Below are 22,615 nucleotides of genomic sequence, written 5' to 3'. Positions count from 1 at the left end.
CTCATAATTTCTAATTCAGAAAAAATAAAAAAATAGTGACTAAATTAAAAAGAGAGTGTCTTATAAATGTGATTATTATTTTTCGGGTGTTTTCCCTAATATAACACTTGAATTCTTTAATAATTAATAGCTAATTTTTTAAAACACCTTTCTTTTTAAATGAAAGGTGTTTTTTATAAATAAATTTTAAAAATTAATGTGACTTAATATTAAATGATGTGTCTTAAAAGCATGACATAGACAGTTTAGGATAGAGGGTAAACTAGTTTATGGATATTAATTAATGGTTGATTATTTTTAAACGCTTCTTTGACCTAACAAGAAGCGTTTTTTTGTTTTATAAGAATTAACTTTGCAACATGGCGAGAATACTAGCAATAGATTATGGTACAAAACGAACAGGTATAGCTGTAACAGATGAGTTACAGATTATTGCTTCAGGTTTAACAACTGTAGATACTAAAGAATTGATTGCGTTTTTAAAGACCTATACTTCTCAAGAATCGGTTGAGTTGTTTGTTGTTGGAGAACCCAAACAAATGAATTTTGAAGCTTCTGAAAGTGAGATTCATATTTCTAAATTTCTAGAAAAATTAGAAAAAACATGGCCAGACATTCCTGTCAAACGAATTGATGAGCGTTTTACATCTAAAATGGCATTTCAAACAATGATTGATAGCGGACTTAATAAAAAGCAACGTAAAAACAAAGCTTTAGTGGATGAGATTAGTGCAACCATCATTCTTCAAAGTTACTTGTATAATCGGTCTTAATTAAATATTAAAAGTTATAAAATAACAATAAGAATTGTATTTTTGCAATCGAAAAATTAAAGTACATGATATTACCAATAGTTGCTTATGGCGACCCAGTTTTAAGAAAAAAAGCAGAATCAATTACTAAAGATTATCCAAAATTAGATGCGCTTTTAGAAAACATGAAAGAGACGATGTATGGTGCTTATGGAGTTGGTTTAGCTGCTCCGCAAATTGGATTACCGATTCGGTTATTTTTGGTCGATACTTCACCTTTTGCTGAAGATGATGAATTTACAGAAGAAGAACAAAACGCATTAAAAAACTTTAAAAGAACTTTTATTAATGCTGAAATTCTTGAGGAAGAAGGCGATGAATGGGCTTTTAATGAAGGCTGTTTAAGCATTCCAGATGTTCGGGAAGATGTATTTAGACAACCAAAAATTAAAATTAAGTATCAAGATGAAAATTTTGATACACATACTGAAGAATTTGACGGTTTAATTGCCAGAGTGATTCAACATGAATATGATCACATTGAAGGGATTTTATTTACAGATAAGTTGTCATCATTAAAAAAACGTTTGATAAAAGGAAAACTATCAAACATTTCTAAAGGAAAAATAAAAGTAGATTACCGAATGCGTTTTCCAGCGTTAAAAAAGAAACGATAATACATAACATTATATCTTATAATTATGAGTTTAGACAAAATTCTTTCCATTTCAGGAAAACCAGGTTTATATAAAATTATTGCACAAACTAGAACTGGATTTGTTGCAGAATCATTAATCGATCACAAAAAAGTTAATGTTAATATTCACAGTAACGTAAGCATACTTAGTGAAATTGCTGTATATACTTTAACTGAAGAGTTGCCATTAAGAGATGTTCTTAAAAAGGTAATGGAAAAAGAAAATGGACAACCAACCTCTATAAGTCATAAAGACTCTAAAGATACTCTGGAAGAATATTTCTTTGAAGTATTGCCAGATTATGATGAAGATCGTGTGTATGCCAGTGATATTAAAAAAATAATTCAGTGGTATAACCTACTCCAAAAGCATGATATGTTAGATGCTTTAGACGAAGCACCTGAAGCTGTTACTGCAGACGAGGAAGAATAATTATGTGTCATGTCTGATAAAACATCGCAACTAGAAGCTTTTGAGCGTTTGCTCATCATTATGGATGAGTTGCGTGAGCAATGCCCTTGGGATAAAAAGCAAACCATGCAAACGCTTCGTCACTTAACTATTGAAGAGGTGTACGAATTAGGCGATGCAATTTTAGACAACGATTTAGATGAAGTTAAAAAGGAATTAGGCGATGTATTGCTTCACATCGTATTTTACTCCAAAATCGGTAGTGAATCTAACAATTTTGATATTGCAGACGTTTGTCATAGTATCTGTGATAAACTTATTGAGCGTCATCCACACATTTATAGTGATGTTGTGGTTGAAAATGAAGATGATGTAAAAAGAAATTGGGAGCAGCTCAAACTCAAAGAAGGTAAGAAAAGTGTTTTAGAAGGTGTTCCTAAAAGCTTGCCTGCAATGGTAAAAGCTAACAGAATTCAAGATAAAGTTGCAGGTGTTGGATTTGATTGGGAAGCACCAAATCAGGTATATGAAAAAGTAGAGGAGGAGCTAGGTGAATTGCAAACAGAAATCAATGCAGGCAATCCTGATAACATTGAAAGCGAATTTGGAGACGTCCTGTTTTCAATGATAAATTATGCGCGATTTTTAAAGGTTGATCCAGAAAGTGCCTTAGAGCGAACTAATAAAAAATTCATGAAGCGGTTTCAGTATTTAGAGCAAAAATCGAAAGATTTGAATAGGCCATTATCTGAAATGACCTTATCTGAAATGGATATCTACTGGGAAGAAGCAAAAAAGTTATAATTTTTTTTAGTGTTCGTCATCCAAACACCTAAAAGCATTCGTATATAAAATAGATAGAAACTTAGAAGTAAGTTTTATTATCAAAGTAGGTAATCTTAATTGTATAGTTAAGCGGATATTATTAAGATTTAAAATTTAGTTTAGTTAGGGGTAAAATCCTGTCTGTGTACTCAGGCAGGATTTTATTATTTAAGAGATTCAGTCTTCTGTAGATTCTTCCATTGTGTGATACACATTCTGAACATCATCATCTTCTTCAAGTTTCTCTAATAATTTTTCTACATCTTCAGCCTGTTCAGGTGTTAATGTTTTTGTCACTTGCGGAATACGTTCAAAACCAGATGAAATAATGTCTATGTTATTTGTTTCAAGATACGACTGGATGTTTCCAAAACTTTCAAATGGTGCATAAATCATGACACTTGTTTCCTCATTTCCGTCTTCATCTTCGTCAGTATCTTCAAAAATTTCTTCCACGCCAAAATCTATGAGCTCTAATTCTAATTCTTCTAAATCTAAATCTTCACCTTTTATTTTAAAATTGCAGGTGTGATCAAACATAAATACAACAGAGCCAGAAGTTCCCAAGCTGCCATCACATTTGTTAAAATAAGAGCGTACATTAGCAACTGTACGTGTATTATTGTCTGTTGCTGTTTCTATAAGTACAGCAATACCATGTTGTGCATAGCCTTCAAAAACAACTTCTTTATAATCACCTTGACTTTTATCTGAAGCTCGTTTAATAGCACGCTCAACATTGTCTTTAGGCATATTTACTGCCTTTGCATTTTGTATGACAGCTCTTAATCTCGAATTAGAATCTGGATCTGGACCGCCTTCTTTTACAGCCATCACAATGTCTTTACCAATACGTGTAAAGGCTTTGCTCATCGCTGACCAACGTTTCATTTTTCTTGCTTTACGAAATTCAAAAGCTCTTCCCATTATCGTTCTTTTTTAAAAGTTTTTTGTTGCATCCAAAATTATTGAAATTTAATTGAAAAGCAAACAAACATTAGTCATTAGGAATGTGATTTGCTAAAAAATTGGCATTGGTATTATTGAGTCCGTTAATAGTCGCTTGGCGTTTTGTATTGAGTTCTGTATTTACTTTGTTGTAATTTTTTACAGCTGTATTAATGTCTTTTACTTTTTTATTGTAAGCGTCAATTTGTTCTTTGGTACGCTCACGCTCTGGTGTTTGTTCTAAGCTGTTTTTTATCTTTTCGAAGTCTTCATTAAGAATCAAAAAATCTGTTAATTGTGGCATTTTATTTTCAGTTTCATCAATAAAGAATTCAAATGCTGTTTTGGTTGCATTGATTACAGAATCGTCATTTTTATATTTCGGTTGTGTTTTTAAAATTTCAAGACCTTCTTTTGCTGCTACATTAAGTGCATTTGCATTTTGTTGAATAGCGCTTACATCATTAGATTCAACTGCCTCCCAAAGATAAACTTCATTGATGTAGACTTTGAAGTAAACCAAGTACATATCATTGTAATGTTCGAACACTTCGTTTGATATTTTCATTTTTTTACCAAGATCATTTTCACTCTCAATAATTTTGATATCATGCTTGTCGGCAAAGGCATAAAAATTGGTTTCATATTCTTTTTGAGATTCTTCCATTTTTTTATCTGCCATTTCCTGAGCAATAATGTAGGCTTCCATAGCATCATATGATTGTTCTGCAACGGCTTTCATATCAACAATTTCAGCGTATTCATGATTTAAAAGACTCTTATTAAGTCGCATATGTTTTAATACCTGGTTTTTATAGTCATCACCATCAAACCCATTAGCTTTTTCTATTTTTGAAATGGCTTTATCGATTGTTTTAAGTAAGTTTTTACGTTTTCCGTCAATACTCCTGTCGCTTTTACTATGAGCTACGGCTTTAGTGTATTTCCACATGTTTTTAGTTATGGCTTGCTGTTCTTCGGCTACAAAATCTAAATATTCAGAAGCGTTGGCAAAATTTTGAGCTGTTGTTAAATTTGATGTCAGAATGCAACATAAGCCGAGAATTAATGTGATGTGTTTCATCTGTTTATATATTTATAGGTGTGTAGATGTGATTGGCCATAAAGCATCTTGGTTTTTGTAGAGAATGGTTATGACTCATTTTATATTAGTTTGTTATATTTAAATTTAAAAAATCAACGATTATATGATGAGCTTCAGAGATATATAGGTCCTTCTGAATTTTATCTAAAATAGAAGTATTAATATCTTTCTGCTCTTCATTATAGCTCAGCAATTCATTTGTTGAACTGGTATTACTGGCAATTAAAGAGGATGGTTTATTTTCAATGGCATCACTAAATGATTCAAATTGCGAATGATAGTTCTTAATATTCTTATAAACATTTTGCAATGTGAGAGGGTATTTAGTTTCCAGTTCAAAGTAATTTTCTATAATTAATTTGTTCAGTGATTTTACAGCAATAAAAGCTGAATTAGTATTAACCCTATTTTGAGATTTAGTGATGAGTTTTTTTATGGGAAGCGCTTTTAGCTTCTTGTATGTTATCGTTGGTGTTATGGAATCGTTAGTTAAGGCATAGGTTGAAAAACGTTCTTCTGTCTTAAAATTATCATATAAATCTGGTAATTGAATATCTGGAATTACACCAACAGATTGATGGCTTTGTCCTGTAATACGATAAAATTTTTCTACTGTAAGTTTTGAAAATCCTAATTCTGAATCTTTATCTAACGGAAGTATAACTTGTGCTGATGCTTTACCATGTGTTGGAGAACCTATGATGATTGCTCTGTTATAATCTTGCATGGCAGCGGCAAAAAACTCTGAAGCAGAAGCACTAAATCTATTAATAAGAATCACAATAGGCTTCATAAACAATGAGCCTCTATTCATGTCTTTGATGGTAAACGTTTCCCCATTTGCGTATTTTATAATAGATAAAGGACCTCTGTTAATAAACATGCCAGAAAGGTCAGCTGCTTCTTTCATTGAACCTCCACCATTAAATCTTAAATCGATGATGAGTGCATCAATATTTTCTTTTTGGAGTTTGTAGAGTTCTTTTGCAACATCATTTGCTACACCCAATCCATTAGGAGATTCAAAATCTGAATAAAAATTATTGATACTTATGTAGCCTACATTAGCTCTATCTTTTAAAAGATAACCAGTGACCGTATTATCTTCAATTTTTGTTTTTGTTTTTGTGAGTTTTATATTCTTTACAGTTCCGTTTTGTTTCTTGATTTGAAATGTAATTGTTTTGTGCTTTTCATGATTGGTAAACGCTATGATATCTTCGTTAGATACACAATAGGTTTCTAAAATCACATCGTTGGCCTTTAGTGATTTTATGATATCGTTAGTTTCAAAATTACCATTTATAAAAGCTGGGCTTCCAGGAGTAATATGTGCAATAACAATATCACCATTTTCATTTTTATTGGTAATGATTCCGAAGGAAAGCTGATCGTTTGATAATGAGTTGACATACGTGGTTTTATCTGTAGCATTAAAAAACGTAGAATTAGGATCATGAAATGCTACATAAGCGTTTAAAAATGCTTCTTTTACAAATTGATTAAGTCTGCCATTTGTATTTTTTAATGCTTCAAGTTTGCATATTTCCTTTTGAATGATTTTTGGTTTTATAGCCTTTTCTTGGGTTTTAAAAGTTGCTGAAAGATGTTTGATAATAGAATCATTTTCAATAAGTTCATATAAAATGTTATAACGAACACGTTTACTCCAATAGCTTTTTATTTTTAAATCTGTATCGAGATAAGTATAAGAGGCTTCAGGAGCAAAATGCAAAGTGTCTTTTCCTGAATAATCAAATTCAGACTTAGAAAAGCTGGCGATAATCTGTTTTGCATCTTCTATGCGTTGGGACATAATCTCGATATACCTGTCTATAAAACTACAATCGTTATTGATTATGTAATTATCTAATTGTAACCGATCCTTTTCAAATAAATCTATATCCTGTTGCGTGAAAAATCTCTTTTTTTCATCTAATTGTGATAAAAAAAGTTTGTAAACACCCACAGAAAGACTATCGTCTATTGGTTTGGGTTTAAAATGTTCTTTTTTAACTAAGGTTTTAATGGCTTGCAATTGCTCACAAAATTTTTGTTGCTCCTGAGGTTGAGCCAAACAAAAGCAGCTTAAAAAAAAGAATAAAATAATACGTTTCAGCATAGAGGGATTTAGTAGGTTTATAATTTAGCTTCTTATATTATTCCTGAACTTCAACAATAGCCTCAATTGCTTCTGCCAGTTTGAAATCTTTATTTGTAACACCATTGGCATCGTGAGTTGACAATGAAATTTTTAAAACGTTATAAATATTTGTCCAATTTGGATGATGGTTTTGCGCTTCACATTCAAAAGCAATTCTGCTCATAGCACTAAAGCAATCTTTAAAGTTATCAAATTCAAATTCGGCATGAATGGCATTTTTACGATATTCCCAGTCAGGAAAGTGCAATAGTTTTTTTTCAATAATGTCGTCTGTAAGTAAACTCATAATAAATATGTTTCTATTAAAAGTATAAAAATTTATTGTAAAATAAGAACTTAAATGTTTTGAGAATACAAAACGAGATGAACAGACAAAATAAACTTTAAAAGGTTGGTTTTGGCTACTTGTTAAGCTCAAGAAGGACTTCCTGACTTGTAACTTGAAGGTGTTTAGGAAGTTTATTGAATTTAGGGAGTACAGCTAAATAGCGATCTTCATTGGTGGTGTAAACATGTTTGTATACCACACCATTTTTAGATGTCATTTGCGTTACGATATCTTTGATGTATTCGTCGTGATGCACCAGATCTATACTTCCTAAATGAAATACACCAGACTTATTTCTGTTAATTATATAATGAATTTGTTGAGTCACCTTAGAATCGGTTGTCACATTCATAATAATATTAGGAAAAATTTCAATAGCGGTTTTGTCTGCTAAATGTTGTCTTAGCTCTTTAATTCTGGGAGATTGAGCTCCCAAAACCATTGGAAGTCGAACAATAGCTGTTTTTTTCTTAGGCAGACGTAACAGCATGTTTTCTATTTTTATTTTAAAATGGCCATAAATGCTTCCGCTAAATGTTTTGTCTAATTCGTAACTAGGATACTTGCTGTAGGCATCAAAAACATTAGCTGATGATAAAAAAATGATTTTGCAGTCGTGTTCTAATACATATTCAGCAATATGTTGATGAGCTATCGTTTGTGCATTAAAATCACCTCGTAAAGCGGAAATAATAATAGAAGGTTTAGTGGCTTCTAAAACCTCATAAACATCATCTTGTTCAACGTTATATTGTAAAAAATGATTATTATTTTTAAAGATTTTATGCGGAACTCTATAGGTGCCAAATGTTTTAAAATAAGAACATAGCTCCTTATAGATGGCATTGCCAATAAAACCGCTGGCACCTAAAATTAATATGCGATGTTTACGCTCGCTCTCCTTCATAAATCAAAACATCAGTAAGTATGATTAGCCTTTGTAGAATGGTAATTTTACAACAGTTGCAGGAATAGCATTTTTACGGACTTGAATATAGATTTTACTGCCAAAGTCTGAAAACACTGGAGCCACATAGCCTAAACCGATTCCTTTTTTTAAGGATGGAGACATGGTTCCTGAAGTCACTTTTCCTATTGCTTTTCCATTAGAATCTACGATGTCGTATCCTTGTCGCGGAATTCCTTTTTCGTCAAGTTCAAATGCAACTAATTTTCTATCCAGAACGCGTTTTTTCTGTTCAGATAAGTTTTCAGAATTGGTAAATGACTTTGTAAATTTAACAATCCAGCCTAAGCCAGCTTCAAATGGAGAAGTCGTATCGTCAATATCATTTCCGTAGAGACTGTAACCCATTTCTAAACGAAGTGTGTCTCTTGCGGCTAAGCCAATAGGCTTAATTCCGTAAGATTCACCAGCTTCCATAACCTTATCCCAAATTTGTTTCACTTCGGAATTTTTACAGTAAATTTCAAATCCGCCACTTCCAGTATAGCCTGTAGCCGAAATAATGACATGTTCTATACCAGCAAAATCTCCAACAACAAAGTTGTAAAATTTTATTTCAGAAAGGTCAAGAGACGATAATGATTGCATTGCTTCAACGGCTTTCGGACCTTGAATTGCTAAAAGCGAATAGTCTTCACTTAAATCACGCATGTCTGCACCCACATCATTTTTAGAAGAAATCCAGTTCCAATCTTTTTCGATATTGCTGGCATTAACAACTAAAAGATAAGTGTCTTCTTTAATTCGGTAAACTATTAGATCGTCAACAATTCCTCCATCATCGTTAGGAATACAGCTGTATTGCGCTTTTCCTACGGTAAGTTTAGAAGCGTCATTACTTGTTACTTTCTGAATTAAATCTAAAGAATTAGGTCCTTCAATTAAAAATTCTCCCATATGTGATACATCAAAAACACCAACCGAATTTCTAACAGTTTCATGTTCGATATTAACTCCTTCATATTGTACTGGCATATTATAACCTGCAAAAGGAACCATTTTTGCTCCTAAGGCTTCATGCGTTTTTGTTAAGGCTGTATGTTTCATTAAAATAAATTTTGCGTTTCCATTTAAAAAAGGAAGACATTATATGTAATTTAAAAGGCTAATTATAGCTTTAGATTTTCAGCACAAATGTATCGAAAAATATCTGTTTTACAGCTAGTCTGTTCTTTCAGAAACTTTAAAAATTTGTTAATAGGAGCAGAACGATTTTGAAGACAGAACTTTAATCCTTTAAGATGTCTTCAAAATCTGTAAAGAAACGTTCAAATTTGTCCATCGTCGTGTTGAAAAACACCATGACGTCCTGCCACGTGTTTTTATTATGGATAGACACTTTTTGATTAAGTGGTACATATATCCTGGAGATTTCTTTACCATTATCTAAATAGTACTCTTCTTCAAAAATGGCTTCCGGTAAATAGTCCTCTTTCAGAATGCTTTTCAAACTCAAAAGCTTATCCCAACTATTAATGCGTTGTTCTAAATCATCTTCCAAGTCTAATGCGACTAATGCCGATTTTGTATCAAAATGAAATTTAAACGAAAACCCTTTGATTTTTGTGTCGTATAATATCCATTTTCTGGGAAAAGACTTTCCGAAGCTGGTCCAAAACGTTTCTCGTAGTTGTCGTGATTCTTCTTTTGAAAACATACTTAAATAATATAAGCAATACCTACGCCTAAAATAATAGCGATAAGTTTTGAAAGGTTGAATTTATGACCTTCACCAGTTTCAAATAAAATTGTGGTTGAAATATGAAAAAAGATACCAATAACAATAGCATTAATGATATAAATATATGCTGTTGCCAATTCTGAAGTGTTAGAAATTAGAGTTCCTAAAGGTGTCATGACCGTAAAGATTACTAAGAAAAAAGCAATATGTAATTTACTGTAGTTAGATTGAATTAAGAATGCCGTAATTAAAGCTGCAATTGGAATTTTATGAATTAATACACCATAAACCATGGTGTTATGTTCGTGAATGGGAAACCCCTCTAAAAAACTATGAATACATAAGCTAATGAATAGTAACCATGGAAATGCTGTTTCATTTTTATGAATGTGCACGTGACCATGTTCGGCACCTTTAGAGAAAAACTCTAAAATTATTTGAAGTAAAATACCACACATAATAAACAGTCCTGTGCGTTTTTCCTCTAAATGTTCGTAAACTTCCGGAAGTAAATCAAAAAGTGTGAGTGCTAATAAAAAAGCACCACTAAACGAGAGTAGAAGTTTTGTACTAATGCTTTTTTGATGCTTGCTTATAAATGCTAAAGCCACACCAAATACAACGGCAAATATGGGTAATAAATATGTATTCATTTTTTTATGAACTTCATAAATAATTATAGACTATTTAAAAATCATTATTAAGCGTTCTGAAGTATTTTTATGAAACGGATGTAATTTATAATCTCCAAAAACATCCAATAAATAGACACCTGCTTTTTCAAAAAGCACTTCAAAATCAGCTAATGTTAGTGCTTTAACACGTTCCTGAAAACTGTAATCTTGATTATTGACACGAAATGTGATGGTTTTAAGAATATAACCATCTTCAACATGCCTTTTTAGATGAAAGTCAATACCTTCAACTGTTTTAATGTCTTCTGAAACTAAATTCTCGATAACATAATCACTATTCATAAAGTCAATCACACCAAAACCATACTCGTTTAAATTGGCTTTAATCGCTTTTATGGTTTTAAGATTATCGTCTTCATTTTTAAAGTATCCAAAACTGGTAAATAAATTAAAGACAGCATCAAATGTTTTTCCGTAAGGTTTACACATGTCATGAACATCAAACTGCAAAGTCTCATTTTCAAATTGTTTAGCGTAAGCAATACTATTTTCGGACAAATCTACACCAGTAACGTGATAACCTAGAGAATTTAAGTACATGGAATGGCGACCTTTTCCGCAGGCAAGATCAAGAATTTTGCCATGCTCAGGAAGGTTTAAATATTCCGTGAGATTATCCATAAACAATTGTGCTTCACTATGATCTCTATCCTTATAAAGGATATGATAAAAAGGCGTGTCAAACCAAGATGCGTACCATTGTTGTGTGTCTTTTGCCATGTTTGTTTTCGAGAGTAAAGGGAATCCTTTTAATTCTTCTTTTAAGCCACAAAAATACTTTATTTTTACAATCTATTAGTTGTATCGTATGGAGAATAATTATAAAATGGTAGCCAAAACATTATTTGGTTTTGAAGATTTATTAGAACGAGAGCTCATTCAGTTAGGAGCTATGGATGTGAAGAAAGGCGTTAGAAACGTTAGTTTTACAGGTGATAAGGGCTTTATGTACAAAGCAAATTTGGCATTGCGAACTGCCATTAAAATTTTAAAACCTATCCATACATTTGAGGTTCGAAATGAGCAAGAACTTTATGATAATATCTACAAGATGTCGTGGGAAAACTATTTGAAACCAACAGGAAGTTTAGCAGTTGATGCAACTGTTAATTCTCAAGTGTTTACACATTCACTTTATATTGCTCAAAAAACGAAGGATGCTATTGTAGACAAATTTAGAGACACAGATGGTCAGCGTCCAAATGTGGACTTGAAGTTTCCTGATGTAAAAATTAATGTTCACATTGACAGATCTACTTGTAATATCTCTTTAGACGCTTCTGGTGATTCATTGCATAAGAGAGGGTATAAAACCGCAACCAATATTGCTCCAATAAATGAAGTGCTTGCTGCTGGTTTGGTGATGCTTTCAGGTTGGGATGGACAATCAGATTTCATGGATCCAATGTGTGGTAGTGGAACAATTCTGGCTGAAGCCGCTATGATTGCTTGTAATATTCCACCAAATTTAATGCGTAAAGAGTTTGCTTTTGAGCGCTGGGCAGATTGGGATGTAGATTTATTTGAAAAAATTGAAGAATCACTTCTTAATAAAACCAGAGATTTTCATCATAAAATCATAGGCTATGATAAATCACCAAGTGCTGTAGCCAAGGCAAAGGAGAATATTAAAAATGCACACTTAGAAGAGTTCGTTCACATACAACATGAAGATTTCTTTAAAACTCAAAAAGGAGGTGACGATAAATTGCACATGGTATTTAATCCGCCTTATGGTGAGCGATTAGATATCGACATGGAGAATTTTTATAAAACCATTGGAGATACTTTAAAACAAGGTTATCCTGGGACAGATGCTTGGTTTATTACCTCTAATCTTGATGCCTTAAAGCATGTAGGTTTACGTCCTTCTCGAAAAATTCATCTTGTTAATGCAAAGCTAGAAGCACGTTTTGTGAAGTATGTCATGTATGAAGGGAGTAAGAAAGCCAGTAAACAATAATTAAAATTAATAGTTTTTCCTGAGTGTGTTGGTGTGATGCTCAATGTGATGCGCAGTCCACATGATAATTTCCCTAATGGGCATTTTTCCCATAAGAGGATGTGGAAGTATTAATGTGTCTAAGTTTTGATCTGAAATTTTTCTTGTTTTATACGCAAGCTTTTTGCCTTCAACTTGTAAGCGATCTAATATGTATTGTTTTTCAGTTAATGGAGGAATTTCCATATTTCTTGAAGGACCAAACGTTATACCTTGAGCCTCTTTTAAGCGTTCTTGATAACGGTTAATTACAGTCTGGTAGTTTCTAACAGTTCTGTTTGCTTTTCCAAATTTATAGCGCAATAAAAATTTGGGCATACTCAAAGCGTCGTTAAGAGGTTTAATGCTTTGAAGCAAATGTAAGGTGTGTTGACCAGTTGTCCATTTTCCTTCTGAACCTTCAAGCCATTTATCATCATCTTGTTCGGTAATCCAATGGATTAAAGTTTTGTTTTTATCTTCTATAAGATTGGCAATTGCATCTTTATCCATACATCATAAGTTGGAGATAGTATGGAAAAGATATAAAATATTTATGAATTTTTAAGTTGTTATTTAAGTAAGTTTACAACATGTGTTTCAACTTATTCTTCGTTTTTAACCACTACTTTTTTGTCTTTGTTGCTAATAGGAATTAGGTAAGATATGGTATATCCGAAACCAACTCCAAAACGACCGCTATCATAGGTTCTGTTGAAACCTGGTATGTATAAATTTTCAAAATCACCAGGTTCATCTTCGCTTATCAAACTTTTAATTTGCACATTGAGTCCTAAAAATAAATTGCTGAATAATTCTGCTTTAATTCCTAATATGATTTCAGCCCAAATTGCAGTTAAACCATTTATTTCTGTAGCTTCTTCAGAAGAAAACTGAGTCGGCCAATATTGATTAGTGTTATATACTGTATAACTGTCTAAATTTTGTTTGAACGTACTTGCTCCAATGCGAAAACCAAAATAAATCATGTTTTGCATGTCGAGCCAGTTCTGATAAGAATTATAATCGATACCAGTTTTAAAATAACTTCCAGATGCAGTTACGCTCAGAAAATCTGTTGCAATCGTTCGTTCTTCGTTACCCAGTTCTCCAGCCAGATATAGCTTTTTGGTTAATCTATAATCTCCTGTGATTTCAAATCCTGTATAGTCGTCATCAATAACAGTTCTGGCTAACTTACCTAAGTCGGCACCAAGACGTAAGCCATATTTTTGTTTATAAATTAAGGTATCTGTTTTTGTTTCTCCATCAATCGTTTCTTGTGCATTTAAACTACAACAAACAAGAAAGAAACAACTACTGATGAAAAAATTTAAAATGTGTCGTTGTTTCATCTTCAATTGATTGATTATCGTTTAGGGGTTGGGCAAGAGCTATCCATGGATTCATATCATCTGTGTCAAATTGTATACTGACGGCTTTATAAATGGTTTTGTAACCACACGCACGTGATACATAGATGTTTTCAGGTATATAATTTATGGTTATAATATCTTCATTGCCTGTTACATTTCCATCATCATCAATGGCGTAATCTTTAATAAACCTGAATTGTGTTGAATTTTCATCAGTTTTTAAAGGCAGTTCTACTTTATTTACATCAGATGTCCCAGAAAAACTAGAAAGCGGATTGTCATTGTCAACACCTTGGACTCTTAAATTGGGAACGTTTTTGATGGTTTCCTGATCTAAAAGGTCATAAAATTCTACAATTAATCTTGGTGTTGTTGGCACATCTTCAGGGCAAATATCATCACGTTCACAACTTATTGTACTAATTGCAAAAAGAATAATTAAGAAATACAGTATTGCTTTTGGTTTCAATGTATGTTTTGTTTATTTATTCAGTTTCAATTTTAATGTCTTCGTTCCAAAAGTACAACATTTTCAACATGATGTGTTTGAGGAAACATATCTACAGCTTGTGTTCTGGATATCTTGTATATGTCTTTCATTAATGCTAAATCTCTTGCTTGTGTTGCACTATTGCAACTCACATAGACTATTTTTTCAGGAGCAATATTTAAAATTTGTTGTACCACATCTTTGTGCATCCCATCTCGAGGTGGATCTGTTATAATCACATCTGGCTGACCGTTTTTGGCAATGAACTCTGCATTAAATACATTTTTCATGTCACCTACATAAAAGTCAACGTTATCTATACCATTTAATTGTGCATTTTCCTTAGCGGCTTTAATAGCATCAGGAACGGCTTCCACGCCTACAACAAATTTTGCCTGTTTTGCAACAAACTGAGCAATGGTTCCAGTACCTGTATATAAATCATAGACTAATTCATCACCTTTCAATCCTGCAAAATTTCGTGTAATTTTATACAGTTCAAAAGCCTGATCAGAATTGGTTTGATAGAAAGATTTGGCATTTATTTTAAAGCGTAAACCTTCCATTTCTTCAAATATGTGGTCATTGCCTTTATAACAAATGACTTCTTGATCGTAAATGGTATCGTTCGCTTTGCTGTTGATAATGTATTGTAGTGAAGTTATCTGCGGAAAAGTTTCTGCAATAAAATCTAAAAGCAACACGCGTTTGTCTTTATCTTCTTTAAAAAACTGAACAACAACCATGATATCACTTGTTGAAGATGTACGAATCATCATTGTTCGGAGAAGACCTGTTTGTTGTCTGGTATTAAAAAATGCTAAATCATTTTTGATTGAAAAATCACGTACTGCATTTCTAATAGCATTTGAAGGATCTTCTTGAAGCCAGCATTTTTTAATATCAAGAATTTTGTCCCACATGCCAGGAATATGAAATCCTAGTGCATTTCTGTCGCCTAAATCTTTATCAGATTCAACCTCTTCTTGTGTGAGCCATCTGGAATCACTAAATGAAAATTCCATTTTATTCCTGTAAAAATAGTGTTCGGCAGAGCCCAAAATAGGAGCGACTTCAGGCAATTCTAAATGACCAATACGAATAAGGTTATTAGTCACTTCCTTTTGCTTAAATTCTAATTGGTATTTATAATCCATATGCTGCCATTTGCAGCCACCACAAACTCCAAAATGCTCACATTTGGGTTCAGTGCGTTTATCGGATAAAGTATGAAACTTTATGGCCTTACCTTCATAATAAGCCTTACGCTTTTTAAAGGTTTGCACGTCAACAACATCACCTGGTACTGCATTTGGAAGAAACACGACACGACCATCTGGTGCTTTAGCAACGGTTTTTCCTTTTGCTCCAGCATCAATTACTGTGATATGTTCAAAAACTTGTCTTTTATTCTTACGTCTTGCCATAGCGCAAAAATAACAATCGTCTTAAATATAAATGTAAGTAAATAGGATTATCTTTAAAAGATTTTCATTACGGTAAAAAAACGTTTAAAATTACAAGTGTTATCATTGTCGGGAAAAATTTCGGAATAAGGTTTTAAATTATTAATTTGCATGCCTTAGGGATGATTTCTTTCCCACGCTGAATTTTCGTACTCTTAGCGAAAGGATAAAGGTAGATAAGGAATGGTTATTTTTTAATTTAAAAACTCAATTAAAATGGCTGTTTTAGACCACATTTCATCGCAAGAAGCGATGGCACTAGAAAACAAGTATGGAGCTCAAAATTATCACCCATTACCAGTAGTACTCACTAAAGGAGAAGGTGTTTTTGTATGGGATGTTGAAGGCAAGAAGTATTACGACTTTTTATCGGCTTATTCCTCACTTAATCAAGGACATTGTCATCCAAAGATTGTAAATGCAATGACTGAACAAGCGCAACGGTTAACGTTGACATCTCGAGCATTTTATAACGACATGTTAGGAAAGTACGAAAAGTATGCTTCAGAATACTTTAAATTTGATAAAATGCTACCAATGAATTCGGGAGCAGAAGCTGTAGAAACAGCTTTAAAACTTTGTCGTAAATGGGCTTATGAAGTTAAAGGAATAGATTTAAATAAGGCTGATATTATTGTTTGTAAAAATAATTTTCACGGAAGAACCACAACTATTATTTCATTTTCAAATGACCCTGTAGCCCGCAAAAATTTCGGTCCCTATACAGGTGGTTTTGTTAAAGTTGAATACGATGATTTAACTGCTCTAGAATCGGTTTTAAGTAGCAATCCAAATGTTGCTGGTTTTATGGTAGAACCTATACAAGGTGAAGCTGGAGTGTATGTACCAAGCGAAAATTATTTAAAGGCAGCGAAAGCGTTGTGTGAAAAATATAATGTTCTATTTATCGCAGATGAAGTTCAAACAGGAATCGCTAGAACAGGACGTCTACTTGCCAGTTGCGGAAATTGTTCTTGTCCGAATAAAGATTGTTCCGGCACTCCAGATGTGAAACCAGACATATTAATTTTAGGTAAAGCATTAAGTGGAGGCGTGTATCCGGTTTCAGCTGTTATGGCGAATAATGAGATTATGAATGTCATTCAGCCAGGAAATCATGGAAGTACGTTTGGAGGAAACCCAGTTGCAGCTGCTGTTGCTATTGCTGCGCTTGAAGTTGTAAGAGAAGAGAATTTAGCTGAAAATGCATTTCAATTAGGAGAGCTTTTCCGAAGTGAAATGAATACTTATATAGAATCAAGTTCTATAGTAAACTTAGTGAGAGGTAAAGGTCTGTTGAATGCTATAGTAATCAATGATGATGAAGATAGCGATACAGCCTGGAATATTTGTTTAGCGTTGCGTGATAATGGGTTGCTTGCAAAACCAACACATGGCAATATTATTCGATTTGCACCTCCTTTAGTTATGACTAAAGAGCAATTGTTAGATTGTGTATCAATTATTACAAAAACACTTAAAGAATTTGAAGATTAAATCATTTAAATTTATCAGAATTAAAGCGGTCTTTTGACCGCTTTTTTATGGTGCTAATTCTGTAAAAGGAAACATTTTAATATTTCTTAATGTCCAGAAAAGAAGCACCAACACCAAAATTATTTTTGTAGCTATTGGTATATGTAGTACGTCGAAATAGGATTTATGATGTACTTTCTTTAAAACAAATAATAAGGTTTTATAGCTCAATACTCCAAATACTAAAACAAGTAAATAATTGTGTCGTATTCCAGTGAGGATATGACCGTTTATGATTTGATGAATTGCTCTCTGACTTCCACATCCTGCACAATAGATTCCAGTAACGGAATAGAAAGGACATTTAGGAAAAAAATCATACTGCGATGGATTCCAAAAAAAATATAGTGACAATACACCTAAGAGTACAATCACTATACCTATTGCAATTATAATATTCGATTTAGTAAGCATTACCACTAGCAAGGGCTCCAAACATTGCTATTCCAAAAAATAATATATAAAGAACCCATCCTAAAACAGCAATACCAATAGAAACTAATCCCCAAGTTTTTGCATTTTTAGAGGCTTTTGTGGCTTCACTGTAATTTCCATCTTCATATAAACTGTTTACTTTAGTTGCATAAATGATACTTACAATTCCTGTAGGTAAACAACATAAAATAGTACTGATTATAGCTAATGCTAAATAGCTATTTGGTCTTTGTGGTTTGTTTTCCATTGTTTTTATTAGTTAGGTTTAAGGTTCAAAAATAATAAAAAAAGCGACCTTTTGGTCGCTTTTTTTAAGATATGTATGACCGATTATGATCCCATCATTTCTTGAATGCGTTGTTGCATCAATTCTTGATCTTGCATGGTTTCCCAGCCAAATGTAGATACCGCCCAAATGGTCATAATAAGATATAGTACACTTAATACAATACCAATAATAGCCAGTATTTTACCAGTTTTCACATTTTGAAAACCGCTGTATAATTCTGGGTTTTCGGCGTAAAGGGCTGTGGCTTTTTTTGCTAAAACTATAGTTATGATACCGAGTATTAGACCTAAGACACCATAGCAACAACAAGTTACTATTGATAATATTCCGAAGACTAAAATTAGAGTTGAATTAGGTAGTTTTTGTTTTTCCATGTTGATAGTTGTTGATTAGATAAATTTTAAGATAAAGTTACCAACGATTAAAATTACGTTGATAATAGCCAAAGTAATAATAATTTTGCTAGCATACTTATAATTTTTAAATGAATTTAATAAAACGAATCCTATAAGTAAGGCTAATGTATACACAGCTGGATACATATGAAATGCTGCTGTAAATTCACCATGAAGAATTAGAGATACAGATCGTTGCATACCACAACCCATACATTCAATCCCTAAAAATTTTTTGTTTAAACAAGGAAGCATGTATTCTTCAGACAACAGCATGGGTTTTATTTTATAAAAAGCAAAAGTAGTAAAAGAGTTTATGTTGTCTTAATTATTTTTTACGATTATTTTTTTAGAGTGTGAATCATTACTATCAAAACCAATAACTGTCACATAAACGCCATCGCTGAGGTTTGATGTAGAAAAACGATAAGTGTCTTTATTGTCTACATCAACTGTATTAAATACTTCTTTACCTGAAGCATCAAAAAGAGACACGCTATTTATATCAAGACCATTAGGATTTTTAATAACAAGTTGAGAATTATTATTGTCATGTAAAATAGAAAAATCTAAAATTGATGAGACGTCGTGACTTAGAGTGTCTTCATTTTTAAAGGTAATCTCAAAACGGTTGTCGTGCACACCTTCATTTAAAGCGATATCAAAATTCCCGTTTTTGATATTAGTATATGTGCCTTCTTGGCTATCATACACATAGATGTTGATAGTGTTGTCTTCAAGATGTGTAAGTTGATTTACAGTAAGACTAAAGGAAGAAGCTTGGTTAGACGCTTTGAAAACCAGCGGAATTCTTGCGTTTTCATCGTAAGCTAATGATTTTATAACCAATTTGTTGTTGTCTGCAAGGAAATAAACATCATCAGGTAAATCAGAAATATTTTTTCCATCACAAAACTTATTATAACTCAAATCAGTATTATTTCTGAAAGCAATTACATTTTCTTTGAAATACAAATCGTTTACTTTGGTGTGAATTCTAATTTCAGGAATGATAGTAGGATTATTTATAATATCCATATAATCTAAACCATTATGCGACATGGCTATAATATGTTCCTGTGAACTTTGCCTTCCAAAAACAGCGCCATTTCCCGTTGGTGTAGAATCTTCAGCGAGGTACAAACGCATCGAATTATTAAGTGTTATGACACCACCACCTGGAGCACCACCATTATCAACACTATTTACAACAAAGCCTTGACCAATAGCAGCAAAGCGTCTTGCGTTGTTTAGAGTGTAATTTGGACTTAAACCTGAAGTTGCACCAACATCACCTCCATTGCCATCAAAGTTTCCAAAAGTTGCTCTTGCATAAGTTCCATTATCATTCAGATCGCCTAAATTTCCCGGAGCATAAACAGCATAGCCACCTTCATACGCTTGTAAATAATGAGAGTTTACTGTTTTTTGTTCCCAAAAATAAATGTTTCCATCCAGTCGTGCTGCATTGTTAGGGACGTTAGCAAAGATTAACTTAAGATCAAGTGCAGAAGGATAAGGGTTGCCAGTTAATGTGTTAACTTGATGGTCTAATCCAGATGAAGGATCTGCATCAGTTCCATTAAATAAGCAATTAAAAGTGATGTCTCCATTATTTGGACGACCTCTAAAATCTAATACATTGTTAGTATTAGGACTTCCTTTTAAGGTAAACCCATAACCAGGACTAGCATTTCCAGTATCAAAAATCTTAAACCAACCATTATAACCACCACCAGATTCTAAAGTGAACATCCAATAATTGGAAAGTTCAGTTGCCGTTCCATTAGGAGATGAGGTGTATGCGTAGACATTAGAATTTACATTTGTTAAGTCGGTGTGATCTATTGGGTCGTGTATGTTAGATCCATTAAAAGGAACATTTGCTCTTACTGTGCCATCAGTACTAACACCAACAGGAGAAGACCAATAATTGTACTCATAAATACCTTTAGTTTGATTTTGGTATACAGAAAGTTCTCCTGCATCAGAATTTTTTATATCTGTGTTTTGTAATAATTGCGCATCTTCACGTAAATAAATATTTGAAGTTGGTGTTTCTAGTCTAATGTCATCATTTACAAATAAAACGACATCTCGTGCATAAACAAAACTATTGTTATCTACGTAAAGATTGGTCTGGGCTAAAGCAAAATTTGAGACTAAAACGGTTACTATAATAGAATATAAATACTTCATATCTAATAGCTTAATTGATTAGTAATGGTTTGTTTTCTAACAAAGTATAAAAATACCAAAAAATATTTTAAAAATAAATATTAGCTATTTAGTGATAAAAATGTAATTTCGATACATTGTATTTTTACATTACATAAACTCTCAAAATGTCGCGAATAATTAGTTATGTTTTAATTTTAGTAGGTGCTTTTGTGGCAATTTATGCTCAAGCTGGAGAACATCAAAATCAGTATGTTTTAATAGGAGGAATAGTTGTTTTAATGATGGGAATCTATAGAATATCAAGAAACATACCTAGTAAAAGAAATCAGAATAACGACGAACAAAACGGTACATCTTTATGACTTTTCAAATTGGAGACAGGGTTTCAGTATTAGATGATGACATTTCAGGCATAATCACTGAAATTAAGAATAACGACGTAAGTATTGAAACATCAGATGGATTTGTATTAGAATTTCAGTCTAATGAACTTATTAAAGCCAAATCTTTTTCCAGTGATATTTTTTCCAGAGAAGGCTTGCAAGACGTACTCAAAGAAAAAGAACAACATTCAAAAAAACAATCTGTAAAGAAGAAGCCTAAAGAACGCAATTTGCCAGCAATGGAAGTTGATTTACATATCCATAAGCTCACAGATTCAAACAGACGTATGACAAATTATGATATGCTCACGCTTCAATTAGATACCGCCAAACGACAATTGGAATTCGCTATGCGTAAGCGTATTCAAAAAATAGTATTCATTCATGGCGTAGGAGAAGGAGTGCTTAAAATGGAACTTGAAACACTTTTTAGACGTTACGATAACATTAAATATTACGATGCCGATTTACAAAAATATGGGTATGGTGCTACTGAAGTGTATATTTTTCAGAATTTAAATCCCTAATCAAAAACAGGACTTCCTTCTCTGGTGATTACAGTAGTGTCACTATCATCTAACGTCCCAAATTCTAAGGTTTGCTGTGTAATTGAAGGCAATGAAATATTATAAACAGTTACAGTAACTGTATAGGTCATTCTAATTAAGTGAGTCCTGTATCCTGTTGCTGGTACCAAAGTTGTGATTTGATCATTTAAATAATCAGCAATGCCTTCTGGATTAAGAGTATCATCTATAGTAATGTCATTAGTTGGATCATTATCTGGTGTATTGACACCTTCTTCATCAATGGTATCCACACCATCTCCATCATCATCAGAATCGAGATAATCTGGTATAGTATCTGGATTTATCAGACTATTGGCATCTGTATTCTTCGGGTTTGTTAACGGATTATCATCACCATCCAGGTTTTCTGTGTCCAGTTCATCAATGGTTAGCACATTGTCACCATCATCATCAGCATCTAAATAATTTGGAATGCCATCTCCATCGGTGTCTGTTGGATTTGTGTCAGGATCATTATCTCCATCTAAGTTTTCATCTTCAAATTCTGAAAGAATACCATCATTATCGTCTTCAGCTAAAACGGTTCTAATATAAACTTCACCACCTGTACTAACTTCATCCCTTTCAATGCCTAAATTTGAAGGTGGTATGTCATTACAAAATAAAACATCATCAGCATTTGCTGGTAAATTAGCATAACTTCTGTAGTTAAAAACGTTGGAACTCCCTAACAAAATAGTATTTTCATATACAAAATTCTCATCAACTTCTAAAAGTTCTTCAATGGTTAAATCTTGAAATTGAATGGATAAGGATTCGGAAGTACTTGTGTTAATTTTATAAAAAACCAAAGAACCACATTGACTAAACGTATCATCAAAATCTAAGGTGATTTCAAAGACATCACCATCATCACAAGTGGTAAATAGAAGTCCGAAACAAAGTACATATAGAAATTTTCGCATGCTGAAATTCATTA

27 protein-coding genes are annotated in these 22,615 nt (G+C 32.7%); 8 read left to right on the top strand and 19 right to left on the bottom strand.

Annotation, left to right across the window (positions count from 1 at the left end):
• The first annotated feature begins 359 nt into the window (after positions 1 to 359).
• The 4 genes from ruvX (at position 360) to mazG (ending at position 2,665) form a co-directional block, all read left to right on the top strand.
• Positions 360 to 773 carry a Holliday junction resolvase RuvX gene (ruvX, locus tag ACRHNM_RS11415; RefSeq protein ID WP_431136665.1) on the top strand — a complete coding sequence of 138 codons (414 nt, stop codon included), beginning with the start codon at positions 360 to 362 and terminating at the stop codon, positions 771 to 773.
• A 65-nt stretch (positions 774 to 838) separates the two neighbouring features.
• Complete coding sequence (def, locus tag ACRHNM_RS11410; protein ID WP_431136663.1) at positions 839 to 1,429, top strand: peptide deformylase; 591 nt, start codon at positions 839 to 841, stop codon at positions 1,427 to 1,429.
• 24 nt (positions 1,430 to 1,453) lie between these two features.
• On the top strand, positions 1,454 to 1,882 hold the full coding sequence (locus ACRHNM_RS11405) for a DUF5606 family protein (protein WP_431136661.1): 429 nt from the start codon (positions 1,454 to 1,456) through the stop codon (positions 1,880 to 1,882).
• A gap of 9 nt (positions 1,883 to 1,891) precedes the next feature.
• On the top strand, positions 1,892 to 2,665 hold the full coding sequence (gene mazG / locus ACRHNM_RS11400; RefSeq protein WP_431136659.1) for a nucleoside triphosphate pyrophosphohydrolase: 774 nt from the start codon (positions 1,892 to 1,894) through the stop codon (positions 2,663 to 2,665).
• Between the two features lie 198 nt (positions 2,666 to 2,863).
• Here mazG and ACRHNM_RS11395 read toward each other — a convergent pair whose 3' ends face one another.
• From ACRHNM_RS11395 to ACRHNM_RS11355, 9 genes are all read right to left on the bottom strand, one after another.
• Positions 2,864 to 3,613, bottom strand: a complete 750-nt coding sequence (locus ACRHNM_RS11395; RefSeq protein ID WP_431136657.1) for a YebC/PmpR family DNA-binding transcriptional regulator — start codon at positions 3,611 to 3,613, stop codon at positions 2,864 to 2,866.
• Between the two features lie 70 nt (positions 3,614 to 3,683).
• The gene (locus ACRHNM_RS11390) at positions 3,684 to 4,718 is read right to left on the bottom strand and encodes an LIC11966 family surface protein (RefSeq protein WP_431136655.1); all 1,035 of its coding nucleotides are present in this window, start codon (positions 4,716 to 4,718) and stop codon (positions 3,684 to 3,686) included.
• An 85-nt stretch (positions 4,719 to 4,803) separates the two neighbouring features.
• Positions 4,804 to 6,816, bottom strand: coding sequence for a carboxy terminal-processing peptidase (locus ACRHNM_RS11385; protein WP_431136653.1), 2,013 nt, complete (start codon positions 6,814 to 6,816; stop codon positions 4,804 to 4,806).
• An 82-nt stretch (positions 6,817 to 6,898) separates the two neighbouring features.
• A complete protein-coding gene (locus tag ACRHNM_RS11380; protein ID WP_431136651.1) occupies positions 6,899 to 7,189 on the bottom strand; it encodes a 4a-hydroxytetrahydrobiopterin dehydratase in 291 nt (96 codons plus the stop codon).
• 115 nt (positions 7,190 to 7,304) lie between these two features.
• Complete coding sequence (locus ACRHNM_RS11375; protein ID WP_431136649.1) at positions 7,305 to 8,138, bottom strand: sugar nucleotide-binding protein; 834 nt, start codon at positions 8,136 to 8,138, stop codon at positions 7,305 to 7,307.
• 24 nt (positions 8,139 to 8,162) lie between these two features.
• On the bottom strand, positions 8,163 to 9,245 hold the full coding sequence (gene gcvT, locus ACRHNM_RS11370; protein ID WP_431136647.1) for a glycine cleavage system aminomethyltransferase GcvT: 1,083 nt from the start codon (positions 9,243 to 9,245) through the stop codon (positions 8,163 to 8,165).
• 181 nt (positions 9,246 to 9,426) lie between these two features.
• A complete protein-coding gene (locus ACRHNM_RS11365; protein ID WP_431136645.1) occupies positions 9,427 to 9,855 on the bottom strand; it encodes a DUF4268 domain-containing protein in 429 nt (142 codons plus the stop codon).
• Between the two features lie 2 nt (positions 9,856 to 9,857).
• Positions 9,858 to 10,532 (bottom strand): ZIP family metal transporter, encoded by a 675-nt coding sequence (locus ACRHNM_RS11360; RefSeq protein WP_431136643.1) that lies wholly within the window; start codon positions 10,530 to 10,532, stop codon positions 9,858 to 9,860.
• A 30-nt stretch (positions 10,533 to 10,562) separates the two neighbouring features.
• A complete protein-coding gene (locus ACRHNM_RS11355; protein WP_431136641.1) occupies positions 10,563 to 11,294 on the bottom strand; it encodes a class I SAM-dependent methyltransferase in 732 nt (243 codons plus the stop codon).
• A gap of 88 nt (positions 11,295 to 11,382) precedes the next feature.
• Between ACRHNM_RS11355 and ACRHNM_RS11350 the strand changes: the two genes are divergently transcribed.
• A complete protein-coding gene (locus tag ACRHNM_RS11350) occupies positions 11,383 to 12,537 on the top strand; it encodes a THUMP domain-containing class I SAM-dependent RNA methyltransferase (RefSeq protein WP_431136639.1) in 1,155 nt (384 codons plus the stop codon).
• A 6-nt stretch (positions 12,538 to 12,543) separates the two neighbouring features.
• Here the strand turns inward: ACRHNM_RS11350 and ACRHNM_RS11345 are convergent, their stop codons facing one another.
• The 4 genes from ACRHNM_RS11345 to rlmD all read right to left on the bottom strand — a co-directional run bounded on the left by ACRHNM_RS11345 (position 12,544) and on the right by rlmD (position 15,848).
• Positions 12,544 to 13,068: a DinB family protein gene (locus ACRHNM_RS11345; RefSeq protein ID WP_431136637.1), complete on the bottom strand. Its 525-nt coding sequence runs from the start codon at positions 13,066 to 13,068 to the stop codon at positions 12,544 to 12,546.
• A 92-nt stretch (positions 13,069 to 13,160) separates the two neighbouring features.
• A complete protein-coding gene (locus ACRHNM_RS11340) occupies positions 13,161 to 13,910 on the bottom strand; it encodes a DUF6048 family protein (protein ID WP_431136635.1) in 750 nt (249 codons plus the stop codon).
• Positions 13,873 to 14,400, bottom strand: a complete 528-nt coding sequence (locus tag ACRHNM_RS11335) for a DUF6452 family protein (RefSeq protein WP_431136634.1) — start codon at positions 14,398 to 14,400, stop codon at positions 13,873 to 13,875. Before ACRHNM_RS11335 ends, ACRHNM_RS11340 begins: the two co-directional genes overlap by 38 nt.
• A 32-nt stretch (positions 14,401 to 14,432) precedes the next feature.
• Complete coding sequence (gene rlmD, locus ACRHNM_RS11330; RefSeq protein WP_431136632.1) at positions 14,433 to 15,848, bottom strand: 23S rRNA (uracil(1939)-C(5))-methyltransferase RlmD; 1,416 nt, start codon at positions 15,846 to 15,848, stop codon at positions 14,433 to 14,435.
• Positions 15,849 to 16,103: 255 nt separating this feature from the next.
• Here rlmD and rocD point away from each other — a divergent pair, with 255 nt between their 5' ends.
• Positions 16,104 to 17,384: an ornithine--oxo-acid transaminase gene (gene rocD, locus ACRHNM_RS11325; RefSeq protein ID WP_431136630.1), complete on the top strand. Its 1,281-nt coding sequence runs from the start codon at positions 16,104 to 16,106 to the stop codon at positions 17,382 to 17,384.
• A 45-nt stretch (positions 17,385 to 17,429) separates the two neighbouring features.
• On the opposite strand, the gene ACRHNM_RS11320 is transcribed toward rocD, so the two are convergent.
• The 5 genes from ACRHNM_RS11320 to ACRHNM_RS11300 all read right to left on the bottom strand — a co-directional run bounded on the left by ACRHNM_RS11320 (position 17,430) and on the right by ACRHNM_RS11300 (position 20,741).
• A complete protein-coding gene (locus ACRHNM_RS11320; protein ID WP_431136628.1) occupies positions 17,430 to 17,837 on the bottom strand; it encodes a DUF2752 domain-containing protein in 408 nt (135 codons plus the stop codon).
• Positions 17,827 to 18,105 (bottom strand): CD225/dispanin family protein, encoded by a 279-nt coding sequence (locus ACRHNM_RS11315; protein WP_431136626.1) that lies wholly within the window; start codon positions 18,103 to 18,105, stop codon positions 17,827 to 17,829. Before ACRHNM_RS11315 ends, ACRHNM_RS11320 begins: the two co-directional genes overlap by 11 nt.
• A gap of 83 nt (positions 18,106 to 18,188) precedes the next feature.
• Positions 18,189 to 18,521: a CCC motif membrane protein gene (locus ACRHNM_RS11310; protein ID WP_431136624.1), complete on the bottom strand. Its 333-nt coding sequence runs from the start codon at positions 18,519 to 18,521 to the stop codon at positions 18,189 to 18,191.
• Positions 18,522 to 18,536: 15 nt separating this feature from the next.
• Complete coding sequence (locus ACRHNM_RS11305; RefSeq protein WP_431136622.1) at positions 18,537 to 18,818, bottom strand: DUF2752 domain-containing protein; 282 nt, start codon at positions 18,816 to 18,818, stop codon at positions 18,537 to 18,539.
• 48 nt (positions 18,819 to 18,866) lie between these two features.
• On the bottom strand, positions 18,867 to 20,741 hold the full coding sequence (locus ACRHNM_RS11300; protein ID WP_431136621.1) for a T9SS type A sorting domain-containing protein: 1,875 nt from the start codon (positions 20,739 to 20,741) through the stop codon (positions 18,867 to 18,869).
• Positions 20,742 to 20,887: 146 nt separating this feature from the next.
• On the opposite strand from ACRHNM_RS11300, the gene ACRHNM_RS11295 reads away from it, so the two are divergent.
• Together ACRHNM_RS11295 and ACRHNM_RS11290 are read left to right on the top strand one after the other, a co-directional pair.
• Entirely contained in the window at positions 20,888 to 21,085 is a 198-nt protein-coding gene (locus tag ACRHNM_RS11295; protein WP_431136619.1) for a hypothetical protein, read from the top strand.
• Positions 21,082 to 21,633 carry a Smr/MutS family protein gene (locus tag ACRHNM_RS11290; protein ID WP_431136617.1) on the top strand — a complete coding sequence of 184 codons (552 nt, stop codon included), beginning with the start codon at positions 21,082 to 21,084 and terminating at the stop codon, positions 21,631 to 21,633. Before ACRHNM_RS11295 ends, ACRHNM_RS11290 begins: the two co-directional genes overlap by 4 nt.
• On the opposite strand, the gene ACRHNM_RS11285 is transcribed toward ACRHNM_RS11290, so the two are convergent.
• Positions 21,630 to 22,601 carry a hypothetical protein gene (locus ACRHNM_RS11285; RefSeq protein WP_431136615.1) on the bottom strand — a complete coding sequence of 324 codons (972 nt, stop codon included), beginning with the start codon at positions 22,599 to 22,601 and terminating at the stop codon, positions 21,630 to 21,632. The two genes, ACRHNM_RS11290 and ACRHNM_RS11285, sit on opposite strands and share 4 nt — an antisense overlap.
• Between the last annotated feature and the right edge of the window lie 14 nt (positions 22,602 to 22,615).

The sequence above is a fragment of the Psychroserpens mesophilus genome (assembly GCF_050617655.1).
In the GTDB taxonomy this organism is placed as follows: Bacteria; Bacteroidota; Bacteroidia; order Flavobacteriales; family Flavobacteriaceae; genus Psychroserpens; species Psychroserpens mesophilus_A.
This window is presented reverse-complemented; position numbering and strand designations above follow the sequence as displayed.